The sequence below is a fragment of the Streptomyces cavernicola genome (genome assembly GCF_029968035.1).
In the GTDB taxonomy this organism is placed as follows: domain Bacteria; phylum Actinomycetota; class Actinomycetes; order Streptomycetales; family Streptomycetaceae; genus Streptomyces; species Streptomyces cavernicola.
Window position 1 is genome coordinate 1 of sequence record NZ_JASCIQ010000026.1, and the last position, 21140, is coordinate 21140.

Annotated in this window: 15 protein-coding genes and 1 tRNA gene; 7 read left to right on the forward strand and 9 right to left on the reverse strand. The window is 72.4% G+C overall.

The window, feature by feature from the left end:
• Window positions 1-95: 95 nt before the first annotated feature.
• The 7 genes from QIS96_RS23355 (at window position 96) to QIS96_RS23385 (ending at window position 11938) form a co-directional block, all read left to right on the forward strand.
• Window positions 96-1610, forward strand: coding sequence for a DUF7059 domain-containing protein (locus QIS96_RS23355; protein WP_282544665.1), 1515 nt, complete (start codon window positions 96-98; stop codon window positions 1608-1610).
• 158 nt (window positions 1611-1768) lie between these two features.
• Entirely contained in the window at window positions 1769-1966 is a 198-nt protein-coding gene (locus tag QIS96_RS23360) for a hypothetical protein (protein ID WP_282544666.1), read from the forward strand.
• 414 nt (window positions 1967-2380) lie between these two features.
• On the forward strand, window positions 2381-5224 hold the full coding sequence (topA, locus tag QIS96_RS23365) for a type I DNA topoisomerase (RefSeq protein ID WP_282544667.1): 2844 nt from the start codon (window positions 2381-2383) through the stop codon (window positions 5222-5224).
• A gap of 166 nt (window positions 5225-5390) precedes the next feature.
• Window positions 5391-8642 (forward strand): dTMP kinase, encoded by a 3252-nt coding sequence (gene tmk / locus QIS96_RS23370; RefSeq protein WP_282544668.1) that lies wholly within the window; start codon window positions 5391-5393, stop codon window positions 8640-8642.
• A 186-nt stretch (window positions 8643-8828) separates the two neighbouring features.
• Window positions 8829-10037: a DNA polymerase III subunit delta' gene (locus QIS96_RS23375; protein ID WP_282544669.1), complete on the forward strand. Its 1209-nt coding sequence runs from the start codon at window positions 8829-8831 to the stop codon at window positions 10035-10037.
• Between the two features lie 154 nt (window positions 10038-10191).
• A complete protein-coding gene (locus tag QIS96_RS23380; RefSeq protein WP_282544670.1) occupies window positions 10192-11736 on the forward strand; it encodes an alpha/beta hydrolase in 1545 nt (514 codons plus the stop codon).
• Window positions 11737-11864: 128 nt separating this feature from the next.
• A tRNA-Thr gene (locus QIS96_RS23385) sits at window positions 11865-11938 on the forward strand.
• A 264-nt stretch (window positions 11939-12202) separates the two neighbouring features.
• Here the strand turns inward: QIS96_RS23385 and paaE are convergent.
• From paaE to paaN, 9 genes are all read right to left on the reverse strand, one after another.
• A complete protein-coding gene (gene paaE / locus QIS96_RS23390) occupies window positions 12203-13351 on the reverse strand; it encodes a 1,2-phenylacetyl-CoA epoxidase subunit PaaE (RefSeq protein WP_282544671.1) in 1149 nt (382 codons plus the stop codon).
• Window positions 13351-13911 (reverse strand): 1,2-phenylacetyl-CoA epoxidase subunit PaaD, encoded by a 561-nt coding sequence (gene paaD / locus QIS96_RS23395; RefSeq protein ID WP_408907239.1) that lies wholly within the window; start codon window positions 13909-13911, stop codon window positions 13351-13353. Before paaD ends, paaE begins: the two co-directional genes overlap by 1 nt.
• Window positions 13912-13913: 2 nt before the next feature.
• A complete protein-coding gene (paaC, locus tag QIS96_RS23400) occupies window positions 13914-14777 on the reverse strand; it encodes a 1,2-phenylacetyl-CoA epoxidase subunit PaaC (protein ID WP_282544673.1) in 864 nt (287 codons plus the stop codon).
• 17 nt (window positions 14778-14794) lie between these two features.
• Window positions 14795-15088, reverse strand: coding sequence for a 1,2-phenylacetyl-CoA epoxidase subunit PaaB (gene paaB, locus QIS96_RS23405; protein WP_282544674.1), 294 nt, complete (start codon window positions 15086-15088; stop codon window positions 14795-14797).
• Window positions 15085-16101 (reverse strand): 1,2-phenylacetyl-CoA epoxidase subunit PaaA, encoded by a 1017-nt coding sequence (paaA, locus tag QIS96_RS23410; protein ID WP_282544675.1) that lies wholly within the window; start codon window positions 16099-16101, stop codon window positions 15085-15087. The genes paaB and paaA overlap by 4 nt, the downstream gene beginning before the upstream one ends.
• 126 nt (window positions 16102-16227) lie before the next feature.
• Complete coding sequence (locus QIS96_RS23415; RefSeq protein WP_282544676.1) at window positions 16228-17121, reverse strand: 3-hydroxyacyl-CoA dehydrogenase family protein; 894 nt, start codon at window positions 17119-17121, stop codon at window positions 16228-16230.
• Window positions 17118-17960, reverse strand: a complete 843-nt coding sequence (locus QIS96_RS23420) for an enoyl-CoA hydratase/isomerase family protein (RefSeq protein WP_282544677.1) — start codon at window positions 17958-17960, stop codon at window positions 17118-17120. The genes QIS96_RS23415 and QIS96_RS23420 overlap by 4 nt, the downstream gene beginning before the upstream one ends.
• On the reverse strand, window positions 17957-19189 hold the full coding sequence (locus QIS96_RS23425; protein ID WP_282544678.1) for a thiolase family protein: 1233 nt from the start codon (window positions 19187-19189) through the stop codon (window positions 17957-17959). The genes QIS96_RS23420 and QIS96_RS23425 overlap by 4 nt, the downstream gene beginning before the upstream one ends.
• Complete coding sequence (gene paaN, locus QIS96_RS23430) at window positions 19182-20948, reverse strand: phenylacetic acid degradation protein PaaN (protein WP_282544679.1); 1767 nt, start codon at window positions 20946-20948, stop codon at window positions 19182-19184. Before paaN ends, QIS96_RS23425 begins: the two co-directional genes overlap by 8 nt.
• Between the last annotated feature and the right edge of the window lie 192 nt (window positions 20949-21140).

Consider the following 21140-nt stretch of genomic DNA (forward strand, 5'->3'; position numbering starts at 1 on the left):
CACGCGTGCCGGGCCTTTTGGTTGCCCGTGTGCAGTGCGAGCCGGTCGGCGTAGGCGGGCGCGAAGCAGCGGGCCGGGGAGAGGACAATGGACGGGTGAGTACGACAACGCTGCCCACGACCGACCGCCCCGAAGTCGCCGAACGCCTCAGGAAGGCCCTGCTCGACGCCGACTTCACCGCCGACGGACTGCTCGAACTCCTCGGCGCCCCGGCCTACGCCGCGCTCGCCAGGAGCGAGACGGTGCCCGCGCTGCGAGCCACGCGGGAGGACGGACCGCTGGCGGCGCTCGTCCGCCTCTTCCTCCTGCAGCAGAACGTGCCGTACGCGCGCGTGGCGAAGGTTCTGCCCGTCGAGGACTGCCTCGCCGACGGCTGGCTGACCCAGGACGGCGACGAGCTGCGGGCCACCGTGGACGTGCGGCCGTACGGCGGGCCGGACGGCGAGGACTGGTTCATCGTCTCGGACCTCGGCTGCGCGGTGGGCAGCGCGGGCGGCATCGGGAGCAGCGACGAAGGAGTGGTGCTCGGCGTCGGCGGCGCCTCCACGACGCTCGCCGGGATCACCGTGCGCAGGCCGGTCTCCGCGGCGCTCGACCTCGGCGCCGGCTCCGGCATCCAGGCCCTGCACGCCGCGCAGCACGCGACGCGGGTCACCGCGACCGACCTCAACCCCCGCGCCCTCGACTTCACCCGTCTCACCCTCGCGCTCTCCGGCGCCCCTGCCGCGGAGCTCAAGGAGGGCTCGCTCTTCGGGCCGGTCGAGCGCGACACGTACGACCTGATCGTCTCCAACCCGCCGTTCGTCATCTCCCCCGGTGCGCGCCTGACTTACCGGGACGGCGGGATGAGCGGGGACGACCTGTGCCGGACGCTCGTCCAGGAGGCGGGAGAGCGCCTGAACGAGGGCGGTTACGCGCAGTTCCTCGCCAACTGGCAGCACGTGGAGGGCGAGGACTGGCAGGACCGGCTCCGCTCGTGGGTGCCCCGCGGCTGCGACGCCTGGATCGTGCAGCGCGAGGTGCAGGACATCACGCAGTACGCGGAGTTGTGGCTGCGCGACGCCGGCGACCACCACCGGGACCCGGAGGAGTACGCCGCGCGGTACGAGGCCTGGCTCGACGAGTTCGAGGCCCGTAAGACCAAGGCCGTCGGCTTCGGCTGGATCACGCTCAGGAAGACGGGCGCCGAGACGCCCTCGGTGACCGTCGAGGAGTGGCCGCACCCGGTCGAGCAGCCGCTCGGCGACGAGGTCCGGGCGCACTTCGAGCGCCAGGACTACCTGCGGGGCACGGACGACGCGGCGCTGCTCGCGGGGTACTTCAAGCTGGCCGCCGACGTCGTGCAGGAGCAGGTCGGCCTGCCCGGCGCGGAGGACCCGGAGCACGTGGTGCTGCGCAGCCACCGCGGCATGCGCCGGGCCACCCAGGTGGACACGGTGGGCGCGGGCTTCGCCGGGGTGTGCGACGGCACGCTCAGCGCGGGCCGGATCCTGGACGCCATCGCGCAGCTGGTCGGCGAGGACCCGGTGCTGCTGCGGGACCGTACGCCGCAGCAGATCAGGCTCCTCGTGGAGCAGGGCTTCCTGGACCCGGTGCCGCAGCCGGAGTAGGCGGGCGCGCCCACCGGCGGCGGAGAGCCCTCGGATCCGGACGTTCCGTGTCCGGTTCTTCACGCCGGGTTCGCGTCCGGGACGCCCAGTCGTGTGCATGGCGTGTTCCGGACGTGTCAGCGTCCGAGCCCTGGTCAGTCGGGGCGGAGGATACGGGCATGGAGAGCGGACCGGCGATCTTCGCGGGAGCGGTGTTCACACTGTTCGGAACGGCGCTGCTGATGTGGACCGCAGTGCGGGTGCGGCATCGCGCGCCGGTGGCGCAGGGTGTGAGCCCGGTCGCATCGGCGGCGCTGACGACCACGGTCGGCGTGGGTGCGCTGGCGCTCGGGGTGTGGTGCTTCTCGCGGCTGTGAGGGAACCTCTCCGGCAGGGCTCGTGAACGGCTCGTCCCCTGCTCGGCTCCTGTTCGGCCCCCGCTCGACCGTGAGCCGGTCGCGGCCCCGGGCGTGACGGCGCGATGGTCCGGGTGTGACGCCGAGGTGGAATCTGGGAGGCACGATTCCGGATATTGCCGAAAGGGCAGGTGGACACTCCGGGCGGCAGGAATGCCGGTAGTCGGGTTACCGTTCGAGTGGCCGTTGCGGGCTTTTCCCGTTTGACACGGGGGCGGGCTGTACCGTCACACTCCGCAGCGTCACCGTATGACCGCGTACGGCGTCACCCTATGAAGGGGTACGAGCCCCCGTCCGAGGCAGTACGGACCGCAAGAGCGTGACCGCGGAGCCCCCGCAGAGCCACCGAGCGTCGACCGGAGAGAAGAGCCAACGTTGTCCCCGACCAGCGAGACCGCACACGGCGGCCGCCGACTCGTCATCGTCGAGTCGCCTGCCAAGGCGAAGACGATCAAGGGCTACCTCGGCCCTGGTTATGTCGTCGAAGCGAGCGTCGGGCACATCCGCGACCTCCCGAACGGCGCCGCCGAGGTGCCCGACAAGTACACCGGCGAGGTGCGCCGCCTCGGCGTGGACGTCGAGCACGACTTCCAGCCGATCTACGTCGTCAACGCCGACAAGAAGGCGCAGGTCAAGAAGCTCAAGGACCTCCTCAAGGAGTCCGACGAACTCTTCCTCGCCACCGATGAGGACCGCGAGGGCGAAGCCATCGCGTGGCACCTGCAGGAAGTCCTCAAGCCCAAGGTCCCGGTCCACCGGATGGTCTTCCACGAGATCACCAAGGACGCGATCCGGGACGCCGTCGCCAACCCGCGCGAGCTCAACAAGCGCATGGTCGACGCCCAGGAGACCCGCCGCATCCTCGACCGCCTCTACGGCTACGAGGTCTCGCCGGTCCTCTGGAAGAAAGTCATGCCGCGGCTCTCGGCGGGCCGTGTGCAGTCCGTCGCCACCCGCCTCGTCGTCGAGCGCGAGCGCGAGCGCATCGCCTTCCGCTCCGCCGAGTACTGGGACCTGACGGGCACCTTCGGCACCGGCCGCGCGGGCGACAAGAGCGACCCCTCGCAGCTGGTCGCCCGGCTGACCACGGTCGACGGCAAGCGCATCGCGCAGGGCCGCGACTTCAACTCCGTCGGGCAGCTCAAGTCCGACACCCTGCACCTGGACGAGGCGAACGCCCGCGCGCTCGCTGCCGCCCTGCAGGACGCGCAGTTCGCGGTCCGCTCGGTCGAGTCCAAGCCGTACCGCCGCTCGCCGTACGCCCCGTTCCGTACGACGACGATGCAGCAGGAGGCGTCGCGCAAGCTCGGCTTCGGCGCGAAGGCCACGATGCAGATCGCGCAGAAGCTGTACGAGAACGGCTTCATCACCTATATGCGTACGGACTCCACGACGCTGTCGGACACCGCCGTGTCCGCGGCCCGTGCGCAGGTCACGCAGCTCTACGGCAGCGACTACCTGCCGGAGAAGCCGCGTACGTACGCCGGCAAGGTCAAGAACGCGCAGGAGGCGCACGAGGCGATCCGCCCCTCCGGCGACCGCTTCCGCACCCCCGCTGAAACCGGTCTGACCGGTGACCAGTTCCGGCTCTACGAGCTCATCTGGAAGCGGACCGTCGCCTCTCAGATGAAGGACGCGACCGGCAACTCCGTCACCGTCAAGATCGGCGGCACCGCCTCCGACGGCCGCGACGCCGAATTCAGCGCCTCCGGCAAGACCATCACCTTCCACGGCTTCCTCAAGGCGTACGTCGAGGGCGCGGACGACCCGAACGCCGAGCTGGACGACCGCGAGCGCCGGCTGCCGCAGGTGAACGAGGGCGACGCGCTGTCCGCCGACGACATGTCCGTCGACGGCCACGCGACCAAGCCGCCGGCCCGCTACACCGAGGCCAGCCTGGTCAAGGAGCTCGAAGAGCGCGAGATCGGCCGCCCGTCGACGTACGCGTCGATCATCGGCACGATCCTCGACCGCGGCTATGTGTTCAAGAAGGGCACGGCGCTCGTCCCGTCCTTCCTGTCCTTCGCCGTGGTCAACCTCCTGGAGAAGCACTTCGGGCGGCTCGTCGACTACGACTTCACCGCCAAGATGGAGGACGACCTCGACCGCATCGCGCGCGGTGAGGCCCAGTCCGTGCCGTGGCTGAAGCGTTTCTACTTCGGCGAGGGCGACGCCGCGGGCTCCGCCTCCGACGCCGGGAACGGCGACGGGGACCACCTCGGCGGCCTCAAGGAGCTCGTCACCGACCTCGGTGCGATCGACGCCCGCGAGATCTCCTCCTTCCCCGTCGGCGAGGGCATCCTGCTCCGGGTCGGGCGGTACGGCCCGTACATCGAGCGTGGTGAGAAGGGCGAGGAGAACCACCAGCGCGCGGACGTTCCGGACGACCTTGCTCCGGACGAGCTGACGGTGGCGTACGCGGAGGAGCTGCTCGCCAAGCCCAGCGGCGACTTCGCGCTCGGCAAGGATCCGCAGAGCGGCAACGAGATCGTCGCCAAGGACGGCCGCTACGGCCCGTACGTCACGGAGATCCTCCCCGAGGGCACCCCGAAGACCGGCAAGAACGCGGTCAAGCCGCGCACGGCCTCGCTGTTCAAGTCGATGTCCCTGGACACGGTGACGCTCGACGAGGCGCTGCGGCTGATGTCGCTGCCGCGCGTGGTGGGCACGGACGCCGAGGGCGTGGAGATCACCGCGCAGAACGGCCGGTACGGCCCGTACCTGAAGAAGGGCACCGACTCGCGCTCCCTGGAGACCGAGGAGCAGCTCTTCTCCATCACGCTCGAAGAGGCCCTGGAGATCTACTCCAAGCCGAAGCAGCGTGGCCGCGCCGCCGCCAAGCCGCCGCTGAAGGAGCTCGGCGAGGACCCGGTGAGCGGGAAGCCGGTGGTCGTGAAGGACGGCCGCTTCGGCCCGTACGTCACGGACGGCGAGACCAACGCGACGCTGCGCGCGGCCGACTCCGTCGAGGAGATCACCGCGGAGCGCGGCTTCGAGCTGCTCGCCGAGAAGCGCGCCAAGGGCCCGGCGAAGAAGAAGACCGCCAAGAAGGCCCCGGCGAAGAAGACCGCCGCGAAGAAGACGGCGGCCAAGAAGACGACGACCGCCAAGACGGCCGCCAAGAAGACGACGGCGAAGAAGGCCACGGCCAAGACCGCCGCCGCGAAGAAGGCCCCGGCGAAGAAGACGGCGTCCGCGAAGGTGCCTTCCGAGGACTGACGCGACGCCACGAGCGCCCCGGTGGGCGTACGAGCCCAGTGCGGGGCGGACCGGCTCTTCCGGTCCGCCCCGCACTGCGTTTCCGGGGCTGTGTGGCCTTGATCGCATCCGGCCGTATGTTCGGCCGGGCCTCCGGGATGTCAGTCGTTCCCGATAGGCTGACGGGATGACGCGAGCCGAGCAACCAACGGTCGTGAGCCACGACCCCGATGACGCCCTGGTCGCCGACTCCCGGGAACGCGCCGTCCGCGCACTCCTGCGAAACGCGCCGCTCAAGCGGCTGTGGAGCGCCCACCTCGTGGGCAGTGTCGGTGACGCACTCGCGCTTCTCGTCCTCGTCGTCCTGGCCCTGCAGGCGGCGGTCGCGGAAGGCGCGTTCGGGAGCGGATACCGCGGAGCGGCCTTCGCCGTCGCGGCGGTCTTCGGCGTGCGCGTCCTCGCCACGCTGCTCTTCGGCGCGGTTCTGCTCGGCCCGCTCACCTCGCTGACCTCAGGATCAGGCGGGAGCGCAGCGACTTCGAACAAGGGCGGTGGCGGGCGACGGACGGGCGGGCCGCTCGACCGCCGCTGGACGATGATGGTGGCCGACGGCCTGCGCGCCGCGCTGCTGATCGTCGCGCCGCTGTGGATCGACTGGACGCCGGACAACGCCCTGGCCGCGCTGCTCGTCAGCGGCTTCGTCATCGGCGTCGCCGAACGCTTCTGGACGGTGTCCCGGGAGAGCGCCGCGCCCGCCCTGCTGCCCGCGCCGCCGCCCGAGGGTGCCACGGTGCGGCCGCTGCCCGACCACATGGAGGCGCTGCGCCGCCTCTCCCTGCGCACCGGATTCGTCGCGCTGCCGCTCGCCGCGCTCGCGCTGATCACAGTCACGCTCATCGGCAACCTGCTCGGCGCCGGGATCGACTGGTTCGGCCTGCACCAGGCGGCCCTCGCCTCGTACGTCGCGGCCGGGCTCTTCGCCGCCTCGCTCTCCGTCGTGTACTTCCTGGAGCTGCCCGACGTGCAGACGCCGCGCGCCCGTTCGCCGCTGGAGGGGCTGCGCCGCCCGAAGACCGCCTCCGGCGTGGACAAGGGCCGCACCAACGCCGCCCCGCTGCTCGTCCTGGCCTGCGCCGCCGTCGCCGGCGCGATCTCGGCCGCCGTCGCCGTGGCCGTGCTGCACGCCGTGGACCTGGATGGCGGGCCGGTGCTGTTCGGCCTGTTCGTGGTCGGTCTGACCGGCGGCACGGTCGTCGGCATCCGCACTGCGGCCTCGGTGCTGCCCGCCCTGTCGCGCCGTCGGCTGCTCGCGCTGGCCATCGCGGTCACGGGCATCGGCCTGCTCGCGGCCGGGCTTGCCCCCGACTCCACCACGGTCCTGCTGATCGTCACGCTCTCCGGGTACGCGGCCGGGGTCGCCGCCCACATCGGGCACGCCCTCCTCGACCTGGAGGTCGAGGAGCACCGTCGCATCCGTACGACCGAGCATCTGCAGGCGGTCGTGCGCGTCCTCGTCGCGCTCGGCGCGCTCGCCGCTCCGCTGCTCGCCGCGGCGATCGGGCCGCACCGTCTGGAGAGCGGCAAGTTCGTCTTCGCCCATGGCGGGGCCGCGTTCACGATGATGCTGGCCGGCGCGCTGCTGTTGCCCGTCGCCGCCCTGGTCCTCGCGAAGACCGACGACCGTTCCGGGGTGCCGCTGCGGCGCGACCTGAGCGAGGCCCTGCGCGGCGGCGAGCCTGTGCAGGCGCCCGCCGCGACCGGCTTCTTCATCGCCCTCGAAGGCGGCGACGGCGCGGGCAAGTCCACCCAGGCCGACGCCCTCGCCGAGTGGATCAGGGCCAAGGGCCACGAGGTCGTCCTCACCCGCGAGCCCGGCGCGACGCCGGTAGGCAAGCGCCTCCGCTCGATCCTGCTCGACGTCTCGTCCGCCGGTCTCTCGCACCGCGCGGAGGCCCTGCTGTACGCCGCGGACCGCGCGGAGCACGTCGACACCGTCGTACGGCCCGCTCTGGAGCGCGGCGCCGTCGTCATCACCGACCGGTACATCGACTCGTCCGTCGCGTACCAGGGCGCCGGGCGCGACCTGTCGCCGACCGAGATCGCCCGGATCTCGCGCTGGGCCACGGACGGACTCGTACCGCATCTGACGGTGCTGCTCGATGTCTCGCCGGAGACCGCGCGGGAGCGGTTCACCGAGGCCCCCGACCGCCTGGAGTCGGAGCCCGCCGAGTTCCACGCGCGCGTGCGCTCCGGTTTCCTCACGCTCGCCGCCGCCGACCCCGGCCGCTACCTGGTGGTGGACGCCGGTCAGGAGCCGGAGGCCGTCACCACGGTCGTACGCCACCGGCTCGACCAGATGCTGCCGCTCTCCGACGCCGAGGTGAAGGCACAGGAGGAGGCCCGCAAGGCCGCCGAGGAGGAGGCCAGGCGCAAGGCCGAGGAAGAGGCTGCGCGCAAGGCCGAGGAGGAGCGCCTGGAGCGCGAGCGCCAGGAGCAGCTGGCCAGGCTGCGTGCCGAGGAGGAGGAGCGCAAGCGCCGCGAGCTGGAGGAGGCCCGCCGCCGCGAGGCCGAGCGCCAGGCCGAGGAGGCCAGGCAGCGCGCGGAGGAGGCCCGCCGCCTCGCCGAGGAGGAGCGCAAGCGCCGCGAGGCCGAGGAGAAGGTCCGCGCCGCCGAGGAGGAGCGCCGCCGCCGGCAGGCCGAGGAGGAGGCCCGGCTGCGCGCCGAGGCCGAGGAGCGCCGCCTGGAGAAGCAGCGCAAGGCCGAGGAAGCGCTGCTCCGCGCGGAGGAGGCCCGCCGCGCGACCGAGGCCGGTTCGGCTCAGGGCGCGCCGTCCGGGTCCGGATCCGGTGCCGCCGGGGCTGACGGCTCGCACGCCGATTCCGACAACGAGACGACCGTGCAGACGCCGGTCGTCCGGCCCGAGTCCACGGGTGGTTCCGAGGGCGGCCCTGTCGGTGACTCCGCCTCGTACGGCGACTCCGACGCGACCACGACCACGGTGCTCCCGGTGGCCGGCGGCACCGACTCCGAGGAGACCGCCGTTCTGCCGCAGCCGCCCGCCGGACAGGGCGCGGCCGACGAGACGGCGGTGCTGCCTCCGGTGCGGGACGCCCGCCCGGCACAGGACCCGACGGACCGGGTGCCGCACGGCATCTTCCGCGACGAGCAGCCGGGCAGCGCGCCCGGGGCCCCGTCCGGATCAGAGGGCACGTCGGGGGGCGCGCACACCTCGTCGTACGCCGGCTCGGACAACGAGCGCACCGCCGAGCTCCCGCAGGTCGACCCGGACGCGCTCCCGCCGCGCCGCGCCTCCCGGCCCCGCCCCGACTGGGCGGAGGAGACGCCGCTCGACGACCTGCCGACCCTCGCGGACGAGCTGCTCGGCCCGCGCGAGGACGACGGAGAGGGCCGCGGCGGGAAGCGCCGCGGACGGCGGTGACGGCTGACGTTCCCTTGTGACGGGGCGGTGGGTGCGTAGGTGCGCCTGCCGCCCCTCGCCGTTCGCGGGGCGGCCGTCCGGCCTCGGGCCCGGTTGTCAGTGCCCTGCTCCACAATGGACGTCGCAGGGCAGAGCAGTGGTCGATGCGTGGGCAGTGGTCGACGTACGAGGAAAGGCAGGGGCGGCATGCCCGTATGGGACGACCTGGTCGGACAGGAGCGCGTCGCGGCGCAGCTCGACGCCGCCGCCCGGGACGCCGACGCCCTGGTGACCGCGCAGGCCACGGGCGAGGAGGTGGCCGACGCCTCCAAGATGACGCACGCCTGGCTGTTCACCGGCCCACCCGGTTCGGGCCGCGCCACGGCCGCGCGCGCCTTCGCCGCCGCCCTCCAGTGCGTCAGTCCAGACCGCGCCCTCGGCGGCGCCCCCGGCTGCGGCTTCTGCGACGGCTGCCACACGTCGTTGATCGGTACGCACGCGGATGTGGAAGTCGTGCGGACGGACCTGCTCAGCATCGGTGTGAAGGAGACCCGCGAGCTGGTCCGCCGGGCCCAGCTCTCACCCGCCGGCGGCCGCTGGCAGGTCATCGTTCTGGAGGACGCCGACCGCCTCACCGAGGGCGCGGGCAACGTCCTCCTGAAGGCGGTCGAGGAGCCCGCTGCCCGTACGGTGTGGCTGCTGTGCGCGCCTTCCCTCGAGGACGTGCTGCCCACGATCCGCTCCCGCTGCCGGCACCTGACGCTGCGCACGCCTTCGGTGGAGGCGGTCGCCGACCTCCTGATCCGCCGGGACGGCGTCGAGCCGGCCGCCGCGACAGCAGCCGCCCGCGCCACCCAGGGCCATATCGACCGGGCCCGACGGCTCGCCACGGACGAGCGGGCCCGCGCGCGCAGAGCGGCCGTCCTCAAACTGCCGATGCGCGTCGACGAGATCGGTGGCTGCCTGAAGGCGGCGCAGGAGCTGATCGACGCGGCGGCCGACGACGCGAAGCAGGTCGCCGAGGAGATCGACGCCAAGGAGACCGAGGAGCTGAGGGCGGCGCTCGGCGCGGCACAGGGCGGCCGCATGCCGCGCGGCACGGCGGGCGTGATGAAGGAGCTGGAGGACAAGCAGAAGCGCCGCAGAACGCGTACGCAGCGCGACAGCCTCGACCTCGCCCTGATCGACCTCACGGGCTTCTACCGCGACGTCCTCGCACTCCAGCTGGGCTCCCAGGTGGCCCTCGCCAACACCGAGGTGCGCGACGCCCTCGACCGCATCGCGCAGAGCACCTCGCCGGAGACGACGCTGCGCCGCATCGAGTCGATCGCCGCCTGCCGCACGGCACTTGACCGCAACGTCGCACCACTCCTGGCGGTGGAGGCGATGGCGGTGTCGCTGAGACGCGGCGCCTGAGGCGGGGCGCTCGGGGCGCGGGGCTTGAGGTGCGGCGCCTGAGGCGTGGTGCTCGGGGCGCGGTGTTTGAGGTGTGGCGCTTTGGGGTGTGGTGCCGGAGGGGCGGTGGCCACGGAATGTGCGCGGTCGACCACCCTCCGGATACGCTCCCCGGATGGGAACCAGGCTCCGCATCATCCGCACCGGCGGCTCACTCCTCGTGGCTGCTGCGCTGCTGGTCTCGGGTTGCTCGTCCGATTCCGGGAGCTCGCCGTCCAACTCCCCGGAGTTCGCGCTGCCGACGCAGACGCCGAAGGAGCTGAAGCCGTACTACGACCAGAAGTTGAGCTGGCGCGGCTGCGGCGTGCCCGGCTTCCAGTGCGCGTCGATGAAGGCGCCGCTCGACTACGAGAAGCCGCAGAAGGGGGACATCAAGCTGGCCGTCGCCCGTAAGAAGGCCACGGGCCCCGGCAAGCGGCTCGGCTCGCTGATGGTCAACCCGGGCGGCCCGGGTGGGTCGGCGATCGAGTACCTGCAGTCGTACGCCGCGATCGGGTACCCGGAGCCGGTCCGCGCGCAGTACGACATGGTGGCCGTCGACCCGCGCGGCGTGGCCCGCAGCGAGCCCGTCGTATGCCTCGACGGCAAGGCGATGGACGCGTACACGGAGACGGACACCACCCCCGACGACCAGACCGAGACCGACCTGCTCGTCACGGCGTACAAGAAGTTCTCGCAAGGGTGCGAGCAGAAGTCCGGCAAGGTGCTCCCGCACGTCTCCACGGTCGCCGCCGCCCGTGACATGGACGTGCTGCGCGAGGTCCTCGGCGACAAGAAGCTCCAGTACGTGGGGGCCTCGTACGGCACGTTCCTGGGCGCGACGTACGCGAGCCTCTACCCCTCGCGGACCGGGCGACTCGTCCTCGACGGCGCGATGGACCCGTCGCTGCCCGCGCGGCGGATGAACCTGGAGCAGACGGCGGGCTTCGAGACGGCGTTCCAGTCCTTCGCCGAGGACTGCGTGCGCCGCAAGGACTGCCCGCTCGGCACCGACAGCCCGCAGGCGGCCGGCAAGCGGCTGAAGGAATTCTTCCGCGCCCTGGACAAGCAGCCGATCCCGACCGGCATGGGCCGCAAGCTCGGCGAGTCCCTCGCCACGACCGGCGTGATCGCCGCGATGTACGACGAGGCGGCCTGGCCGCAGCTGCGCGACGGCCTCGCGACGGCCATCGAGGACAAGGACGGCGCGGGCCTGCTGTTCCTCGCCGACAGCTACTACGAGCGGGACGGCGACGGGAAGTACGCGAACCTGATGTTCGCCAACGCCGCCGTGAACTGCCTCGACCTGCCGCCCGCCTTCAAGTCCCCGGACGAGGTGAAGAAGGCCCTGCCGGAGTTCGAGAAGGCGTCCCCGGTCTTCGGCGAGGGCCTCGCCTGGGCCTCCCTGAGCTGCGCGTACTGGCCCGTCCGCGCCACCGGCGAGCCGCACCCCATCCACGCCAAGGGCGCCGCCCCGATGGTCGTGGTCGGCACGACGCGCGACCCGGCCACCCCGTACAAGTGGGCCGAGGCCCTCGCCAACCAGCTGGACACCGGCAGCCTCCTCACCTACGACGGCGACGGCCACACCGCGTACGGACGCGGCAGCGATTGCGTGGACTCGACGATCAACCGCTACCTCCTGGAGGGGACGGAACCGGCGGACGGGAAGAGGTGCTGAGCGGTCTGCCGGGGGCCCGAGAAGGCGTCGGCGGGGGTGGTCAGGGGCACCCCTTCTAACCCTGTAGACTTAACGCCGCTGCTGATGCGAACCTCTCCCTGCGGGAAGAGACCTCATCTCCGCAGCTTGCCGCCTTAGCTCAGATGGCCAGAGCAACGCACTCGTAATGCGTAGGTCTCGGGTTCGAATCCCGAAGGCGGCTCAGTTGGAACCCCAGGTCAGATAGTTTCTGACCTGGGGTTTTCTGTTGCTCTGGCGGCGCTGTCCGATCCGCGAAACGACGAGGGATTCCCTGACCTTTGAGGTTTCGCTCAGTGCAGGGGTGTGGCTGCAGCACATCGATGCATTCGACCGCTGATCACGCAGGCCCCCGTAATGGAGGTCCCGGGCTCGAATCCCGAAGGTGGCTCCGCTGGAACCCCAGGTCATGTTGATCGTGACCTGGGGTTCTCTGCTGCTCGTGGGGTCAGCTGTCGAAGTCGACGGTCAGGGAGTCGGAGACGGCGAAGGTCTGGCAGGTGAGGACATAGCCCGCGTCGACCTCGGACTGTTCGAGGGCGAAGTTGCGGCGCATCTCGGCCTCGCCGTCGCAGACCAGGGCGCGGCACGTGCCGCAGACGCCGCCCTTGCAGGCGAACGGGACGTCGGGGCGGGCCTGTTGGGCGCCCTCCAGGATGCTGCGGTCGCGGGGGAGGGGGGTGGTGGTCGTGCGGCCGTCGAGGCTGATGGTCACCTCGCTGACGGGGCCCTCCGCGGGGGTCTCTGCGTGCTGGACCTCTCGTACCGGTTCGTCGTCCGCGAAGAAGAGCTCCTGGTGGACGCGGTCCTCGGGGACGCCGAGGCTGTCGAGGACGGTCTGCGCGTCGCGGACCATGCCGTGCGGGCCGCACAGCCACCAGTGGTCGGCGTCGTCGACGTCGATCAGCGAGCCGATGAGGGCGGCGAGGCGGTCGGCGTCCAGGCGGCCGGAGAGCATCTCGGCCTCGCGTGGCTCGCGGGACAGGATGTGTCCGAGTTGGAAGCGGGACGGGAACTGGTCCTTGAGGTCGGCCAGTTCGTCGGCGAACATCACCGTGTTGCTGCGCCGGTTTCCGTAGAACAGGGTCACGCGGGAGCGGTCGTCGGCGGCCAGGAGTGACGCGGCGATCGACAGCATCGGGGTGACGCCGGAGCCGGCGGCGATCAGGACGTGATGGCCCCCTTCGCCGAGGTCCGGGGTGAACAGGCCGGTGGGGGTGAGGACTTGGACCTCGTCCCCGGGGCGCACGTCGTTGACCAGCCAGGAGGAGAAGAGGCCGCCGGGCACGACGCGTACGCCGATCCGCGGGTCGCTGCCCACCGGCGAGCAGATGGAGTACGAGCGGCGCTCGTCGCGGCCCTCGATCTCGCGGCGCAGCGTCAGGGACTGGCCGGGGCGGTGCGCGAACTCCTCGGCCAGCTCGGCCGGGATGTCGAAGGTGACCGCGGCGGAGTCCTCCGTCAGCGGCTCGACCGCGGCGATCCGCAGGGTGTGGAACACCGGGCGGCGGCGGCTTCGGCCTGCCGCTCCTGCCGATCCCGTCGCTCCCGGAGTCTGGGCGGCGCTGTGGGCGGCTGCGCTGGTGAGGGCGGTCATCAGATCTCCTTGACCTGCTCGTACGGTTCCAGGCAGCTGCGGCAGCGGCGCAGGGCCCGGCAAGAAGTGGCGCCGAAGCGGGAGGTCTCCTCGGTGTCGTCCGAGCCGCAGTAGGGGCAGGGCACGACGCGCCGGGTGGGCGAGAGGATCAGGGGCAGCGGGCCTCCGCCGCGGTGCCGGGGGGCCGGGCCGGGCGGGGCGATGCCGTGCTCGGTGAGCTTGCGGCGGCCCTCCGCGGAGATCCAGTCCGTCGTCCACGGCGGGTCGAGGACCGTCTCTATCCGGACGTCGGCGAACCCGGCCGACTCCAGGCGCGCCGCCAGGTCGGCCCGCATCTCCGCCATCGCGGGGCAGCCGGAGTACGTGGGCGTGAGGGTGGCGGTCACCGAGCCGTTCGCGTGGGTCTCCACGGCGCGCAGCACGCCCAGTTCCAGGAGCGTGAGCATGGGCAGTTCAGGGTCTACGACCTCCGCGGCGACCTGCTCGGCTGTGCTCAGAGGGCGGGTCGGACGCGCGGTCGTCGCGGGCGTCGTCGTGGGACGCGTCGTCGTCGCCGTCATCGTCACCACGTGCCTTCCGGGTGTGCGCGGGCCACGACCTGGAGTTCGGCGAGGAGCGGCTCCAGGTGTTCCGTGCGGTCGCCCGCGCGGCCCGAGCCGGGAACCGGGGCCGCCTGCGCGTCGGTGAGACCGGCCGCCTCGGCCACCTGCGCAAGCACCGCACGCGTCGCCTCGGCCACCGACCGCGCCGAGACGCCGAAGCCCTCCGCGACCTCGTCCTCGTACAACTCCGCGAGCCAGGGCGTCAGTTGATCCCAGGCGGCCTGCATGCGGCGGTGCGACTCCTCGGTGCCGTCGCCGAGCCGGACCACCCACTCGGCCGCGTACTGCCGGTGGTACGCAAGCTCCTTGACGCCCTTCGCGGCGACCGCGGCGAGGACCGGGTCCGCGCAGCCGGCCAGCTTCTCGAAGAGGGCGAGCCGCCAGGCGGACTGGACCAGGATGCGGCCGACGCAGAACGCGAAGTCCCCGCCCGGGAGTTCGACCAGGCGGACGTTGCGGAACGCCTCAGCGTCCCGGAAGTAGGCGTACGCGTCCTCGCCGCGGCCGGTGCCGTCGGCCTGGCCGGCTCGGGCGTAGAGGAGGCGGGCCTGGCCGAGCAGGTCGAGGCCGATGTTGGCGAGCGCGACCTCCTCCTCCAGCTCAGGGGCGCGGGTGCACCACTGAGCGAGGCGTTGCGCGGCGACCAGGGCGTCATCGCCGAGTGCCGTGCAGCAGGCGGCGAGTGCTCGGCCGTCGACACCCTCGGGGAGGGCGGTCGCCACACCGTGCAGCGGGTCGGCGAAGCCGGTGCCGAACGCCCAGCGCGCATCGCCGTCCGCGCCCCCGGCCTCGGCCAGGGACAGGTGTATGTGATCGTCGCTCATGTCTGCTCCTGGTCCGGCTAGATGTGCGGGACGTCCGCGGGGATGTCGTAGAACGTCGGGTGCCGGTAGACCTTGTCGCCGCTGGGCTCGAAGAAGGGGTCCTTCTCGTCGGGCGTGGAGGCGGCTATGTCGTCGCTGCGGACCGCCCAGACGCTGACGCCCTCGTTGCGGCGGGTGTAGAGATCGCGGGCGTGGGTGAGCGCCATCCGGTCGTCGGCGGCGCGCAGCGAGCCGACGTGGACGTGGTTGAGTCCGCGCTTGCTGCGCACGAAGATCTCGTACAGCGGCCACTGGCCGTTCGTCCCGCTCATGCGGCGTGCTCCTTCTCTTCCCGGCGGGCCTGCTTGGCCGCATGCGCCGCCGCTGCTTCGCGCACCCAGGCGCCCTCTTCGTGCGCCGTGCGGCGCCGGCCGACCCGCTCGGCGTTGCACGGCCCGTCGCCCTTGATGACGCGCATCAGCTCGGTGAAGTCGGGCCGGCCGAAGTCGTGTTGGCCGCGCTCCTCGTTCCACCGCAGTTCGGGGTCGGGGAGTGTGACGCCCAGCTTCTCGGCCTGCGGCACGGTCATGTCGACGAACTTCTGGCGCAGCTCGTCGTTGGAGTGCCGCTTGATGCGCCAGGCCATCGACTGGGCGGAGTTGGGGGAGTCCTCGTCCGGCGGGCCGAACATCATCAGGGAGGGCCACCACCAGCGGTCGACCGCGTCCTGCACCATGGCCCGCTGCTCCTCGGTGCCGCGCATCATCGTCATGAGCAGCTCGTAACCCTGGCGCTGGTGGAAGGACTCCTCCTTGCAGACCCGCACCATGGCCCGCGCGTACGGCCCGTACGAACTGCGGCACAGGGGCACCTGGTTGCAGATCGCCGCGCCGTCGACGAACCAGCCGATGACTCCCACGTCGGCGAAGGTGGGGGTCGGGTAGTTGAAGATCGAGGAGTACTTCTGGCGGCCCTCGATGAGGCGCTCGGTCAGGTCCTGACGGTCGGCGCCCAGGGTCTCGGCCGCGGAGTAGAGATACAGGCCGTGCCCCGCCTCGTCCTGCACCTTCGCGAACAGGATCGCCTTGCGGCGCAGCGACGGCGCGCGCGTGATCCAGTCGCCCTCCGGCTGCATGCCGATGATCTCCGAGTGGGCGTGCTGCGCGATCTGGCGGACCAGCGTCTTGCGGTATCCCTCCGGCATCCAGTCGCGCGGCTCGATCCGCTGGTCCTTGGCGATGGTGCGGTCGAAGTGCTCCTGGAGGTGTGTGTGCTCCTGGGGGTGGAGGCGCTCCTGGGGGCGTTCGGCGGCGCCGTCCGGAGACGGGGATGCAGAGCTTGACATGGACACCCTTCCCAACCGACCGTTCGTTCGGTCTTCAGTGTCGTGTACTTCGGTGCTTGTGGCAAGAGGGGACAGGAATCGGTTTTCGACGGTGCCTGTTCTACGGCCAGAGGCGTGGGGCCTCGGTCAGTCCCATGCGTAGAAGCCCCTGCCGCTCTTGCGGCCCAGCTCGCCGCGGGCGACCTTCTCGCGCAGCAGCGCGGGCGGGGCGAAGCGCTCGCCGAGGGTCGCGTGCAGGTACTCCGCGATGGCCAGGCGTACGTCGAGGCCGACCAGGTCGGTCAGGCGCAGCGGGCCCATCGGGTGCTTGTAGCCCAGGCTCATCGCGGAGTCGATCGCGGTCGGCTCGGCGACGCCCTCCTCGACCATGCGGATCGCCTCCAGGCCGAGTGCGAGGCCGAGGCGGCTGCTCGCGAAGCCGGGGGAGTCCTTGACGACGACGTCCGTCTTGCCCAGGGCGCGGGTCCAGGCGAGGGCGGACCGCAGAGTCGTCTCGGAGGTGTCGGGCGCGACGATCAGCTCGACGAGCGCGGAGGCGGGCACGGGGTTGAAGAAGTGCATGCCCAGGAAGCGGCCGGGGAGCCGGAGCGCGGTGCTCAGCTCCGCGACCGACAGCGAACTGGTGTTGGTGGCGAGGACGGTGTCTTCGGCGACGGCCTGCTCGGCGGCGGCGAGCAGCCGGGCCTTGAGGGCGGCGTCCTCGGGGACGGCCTCGACGACGAGCCGGACCCCGGCGGGCAGTTGCTGGGCGGACGCGACCGTGGCGACTCTGGCGAGGACGGCCTCGGTGGGCTCCGTCAGCTTGCCGCGCTCGGCCGCCCGCGCCAGGCCCTGGGTCACGCGCGCCAGGGCGGCCGCCGCGGCTTCGGCCCCGCTCTCGACGACGGTGACCTGCGAGCCGACGGCGGCGAAGGACTGCGCGATGCCCGCGCCCATCCGGCCGCCGCCGATCACCGCGACGGACTCGGGGGCGGACTCGGTGACGGAACCCGGGGCGGTCCTGTTCTCCTGGGGGCTCATGAGCGGCTCGCCTCCTCCGCGGGGCCCCGCCGGTTCTCGGCGCTGTCGGCGCTCTCGACGCCGCCCCGCTTGCTCAGGAAGCGCGTCATCCGCTCCCTCTTGTCCTGGCCCTCGAACAGCACGGCCTGCGCGAGGTCGTCGGCCACCGGGTGCGCGCCGGGGGCGTCGACCACGAGCTTGGTCAGCCGCAGCGCGGTCGCCGAGGAGCGCGCCATCCGGTCGAGCAACGCATGGGCGCGCTCGGTCAGTTCGTCCGCCGGCACCACGTCCATGACCAGGCCCGTGGCGAGCGCCGCAGCCGCGTCGAGCGTGCGCCCGGCGAGCAGCACCTGCTTGGCCACCGACTCGCCGACCAGCTCCGGCAGCCGCCAGGAGGCGCCGGCCGCGGCGAGGATGCCCAGGCCCGGCTCCGGGTTGCCGAAGACCGCGTCGGGCCCGGCGACCCGGATGTCGCAGGCGTACGACAGCTCGGCGCCGCCGCCCAGCGCCCAGCCGTCGACCGCGGCGACGGTCGGCATGGGCAGCCGCCGCACCCGCTCGAACAGCCGGCTGTTGATGCCCCGCAGGGCGTCGTCCCGGCCGCGCGCGAGGAGCTCGGCTATGTCGGCGCCGCCCGCGAAGACCCCGCCGTGCCCGGTGAGCAGCAGCAGTCTGGGGTTGCGCTCCAACTCCTCGCACACCGCGTGCAGTTCGTCGATCATCCGCCCGCTGATGGCGTTGCGGGCCTCGGGTCGGTGCAGGGTCACCACGACCCGGTCGGCGCGCTCCTCGACCAGCAGCGTCTCGTACTCCTGCAGGTGGGGAGCCTCCGCTCCGCCTGTGCTCTGCACGCCGCTCATACCCGCTCCACCAGCATCGCGACGCCCTGGCCGACTCCGACGCAGAGCGTGGCCAGGCCCCTGCGGGCGTCCTCGCGCTCCAGGCGGCCGAGGAGGGTGAGCAGGATGCGGGCGCCGGAGCAGCCGAGCGGGTGGCCGAGTGCGATGGCGCCACCGTCCGCGTTGACCCTCGCCTCGTCCAGGCCGAGGCGGCGGGTGACCGCGAGCGCCTGGGCGGCGAAGGCCTCGTTCAGCTCGACGGCGTCCAGGTCGGCGGCCTTCCAGCCGGCGCGGGCCAGCGCCTTCTCCGTGGCCGGGACGGGGCCGAGGCCCATGAGGTTGGGCTGGAGGCCGGCTGAGGCGGAGGTGACCACGCGGGCCCGGGGCGTCAGCCCGTACCGCTCGATGGCTGCCGCGCTCGCCACGACCAGTGCGGCAGCGCCGTCGGACAGCGGGGAGGAGGAGCCGGCGGTGACGATGCCGTCCTTGCGGAAGATCGTGCGCAGCGTGCCGAGCTTGTCCAGCGTGGTGCCGGGGCGCGGGCCCTCGTCGCGGGTCACCTCGCCGTCCTTGACGGGCACCGGCACGATCTCCCGGTCGAAGTGCCCGGCCTGCTGGGCGGCTACGGCGCGCTGGTGGCTGCGGAGCGCGAAGGCGTCGGACTCCGCGCGGGTGATGCCGTCCAGGGCGGCGACCTCCTCGGCGGTCTCGCCCATCGAGAGCGTGGTCTTGGCGGTCTCCGGGCCGGCGCCGGTCACCTCGCGGTCGGCCGCGGCGAAGCGCGGGTTGGTGAAGCGCCAGCCGAGGGACGTGTCGTGCACCTCGCCCGGCTTGGCCCACGGGGTGCCGGGCTTGGCCATCACCCAGGGGGCGCGGGTCATCGACTCCACGCCGCCCGCCACCACCAGCTCGGCCTCGCCGCCGCGGATGGCCTGCGCGGCGGAGGCGACCGCGGTCAGGCCGGAGGCGCAGAGCCGGTTGACGGTGTAGCCGGGCACCGAGTCCGGGAGTCCGGCGAGCAGCACGGCCATCCGCGCCACGTCCCGGTTGTCCTCGCCGGCCTGGTTGGCCGCGCCCAATATGACCTCGTCGATCGCCTCCGCCGGGGCGCCGCTGCGGCGCACGGCCTCGCCGACCACCAGCGCGGCCAGGTCGTCCGGGCGTACGGAGGCCAGCGCGCCGCCGTACCGGCCCTGGGGGGTGCGGGCGCCGTCGACCAGATAGACCTCGTCAAGAACCTTGTCAGGCACGGGAGTTCCCCTCGGTCGCGGCAGAACCGGCACGCTCGGCAGGCGTGGCAGGCGTGGTGGGTGCCGCGATGTGGCGGCGCGACTGCAGGACGTCGAAGCGGCCGGTGATGAACGCCGAGTCGGTGAGCGTCGCGGAGGCGGCCGGGTTGGCGGCGCTGCCGTGGAAGTCGCTGAACGCGGCGGTCTGGTTGGGGAACACCGCTCCGCACAGGTTCTCCGAGAGGTGCACGCCCGCCTCCAGGGCGGCGGACCGGGCGGCCGCGAGGACGTCCTCGCCGGTGGCGTGCACGGTCGCGGTCAGCGCGCCGTGGGCACGGACCGTCTCGGTGAGGAGGCGCAGGCTGTGCGCGGTGGAGTCGGTGGCGATCACGAAGGAGATCGGGCCGAACCACTCCCGGGTGAAGGTCTCCCGGTCGTCCGCGTCCGCCGCGTCGAGCAGCGCGACCTGCGGCGTACGCATCGTGGCGCCCTCGTACTGCGGGTGCTGCAGGGTCTGCGAGGCGTGGACGGGCTTGCCCAGGCCTGCCGCCGCGTCGAGCCGCTCGTTCACCGAGGCGCTGACGATCGCGCCGAGTGTGCCCGCGGCCCGCTCCGGATCGCCGAGCAGCTTGTCGAGGGCGCCCGCGAGATCCTCGGCGAACTCGGCTGCCGTACGCGGGCCTTGGTCCGTGGTGATCCCGTCCCGGGGGATCAGGAGGTTCTGCGGGGTGGTGCACATCTGGCCGCTGTACAGGGACAGCGAGAAGGCGAGGTTGCGCAGCAGGCCCTTGTAGTCGTCGGTGGAGTCGAGGACGACGGTGTTCAGGCCGGCCTTCTCCGTGTAGACCACGGCCTGGCGGGCGTTGTCCTCCAGCCAGTTGCCGAACTCCTTGGAGCCGGTGAAGTCCACGACCCGGACGTCCGGGTGCAGGGCGAGCTCGGCGGCGGTGCGCTGCCCGGGGCCCTCGGTGGCGAGGAGCACCACGTCCGGGTCGAAGCCCGCCTCGGCGAGCACCTCGCGCGCGATGCGCACGGTGACGGCGAGCGGCAGCACGGCGCCCGGATGCGGCTTGACGACGACCGGGTTGCCGGTGACCAGGCCGGCGAACAGGCCTGGGTAGCCGTTCCAGGTGGGGAAGGTGTTGCAGGCCACGAGCAGGTTGATGCCACGGCCGACCGGGGTGAAGGTCTTCTCCATCACCAGCGCGTCGCCCTTGCGCTGCGGCTTGGTCCAGCGGGCGGTCGCCGGGAGCTTCTTCTGCTCGGCCCAGGCGTACGCCACCGCCTCCAGGCCGCGGTCCTGCGCATGCGGCCCGCCGGCCTGGAAGGCCATCACGAAGGGCTGGCCGGTGGTGTGGTGCACGGCGTGCGCGATCTCGAAGCTCGCGGCGTTGAGCCGCGCGAGGATCTCGGCGGCGACGCCCGCGCGCTCGTCCGCACCCGCCGCCCGCCAGGCAGGGGCGGCCGCCTTGGCCGCGGTCACCGCCTCCTCGGGCGTGACCTGCGGGTATGCGACGCCCAGCGGGAAGCCGTACGGGGACTGCTCGCCCGGCGAGACCGTCCCGCTCCGGGGGTGGCCGGGGAGCTCGAAGGCGGCGTCGAGCAGGGCGCGGAAGGCGGCCTCGCCCGCGGGTGCCGCCTCGGCGCCGTAGACCTTGGGGCTCGGGGACTCCGCATACGCCGACCAGTGGTCGCGCTCGCTCGCGGCGGCGACCGCCTGCTTCAGCAGGTCCTGGTGGCGGGCGAAGAAGTCGGTGCGCTCGCTGGGGGTCTCGGACAAGACATTCCACCTCTTGACAGGCACTTCGGATGCTGATTGTTTGATCGCGTCGTAACGCTAACCGAATGTTCGGTCGGGCAGCAAGGGTGGTCGATTCCCTGTGGAAATCTCTGATTCCGGTCAGGTGGAGGGCGGGCCGGGGCTGTCCCCTGCGCCACGGGAGACCGGCCCTGAGCCGACCCGGACGGTGCG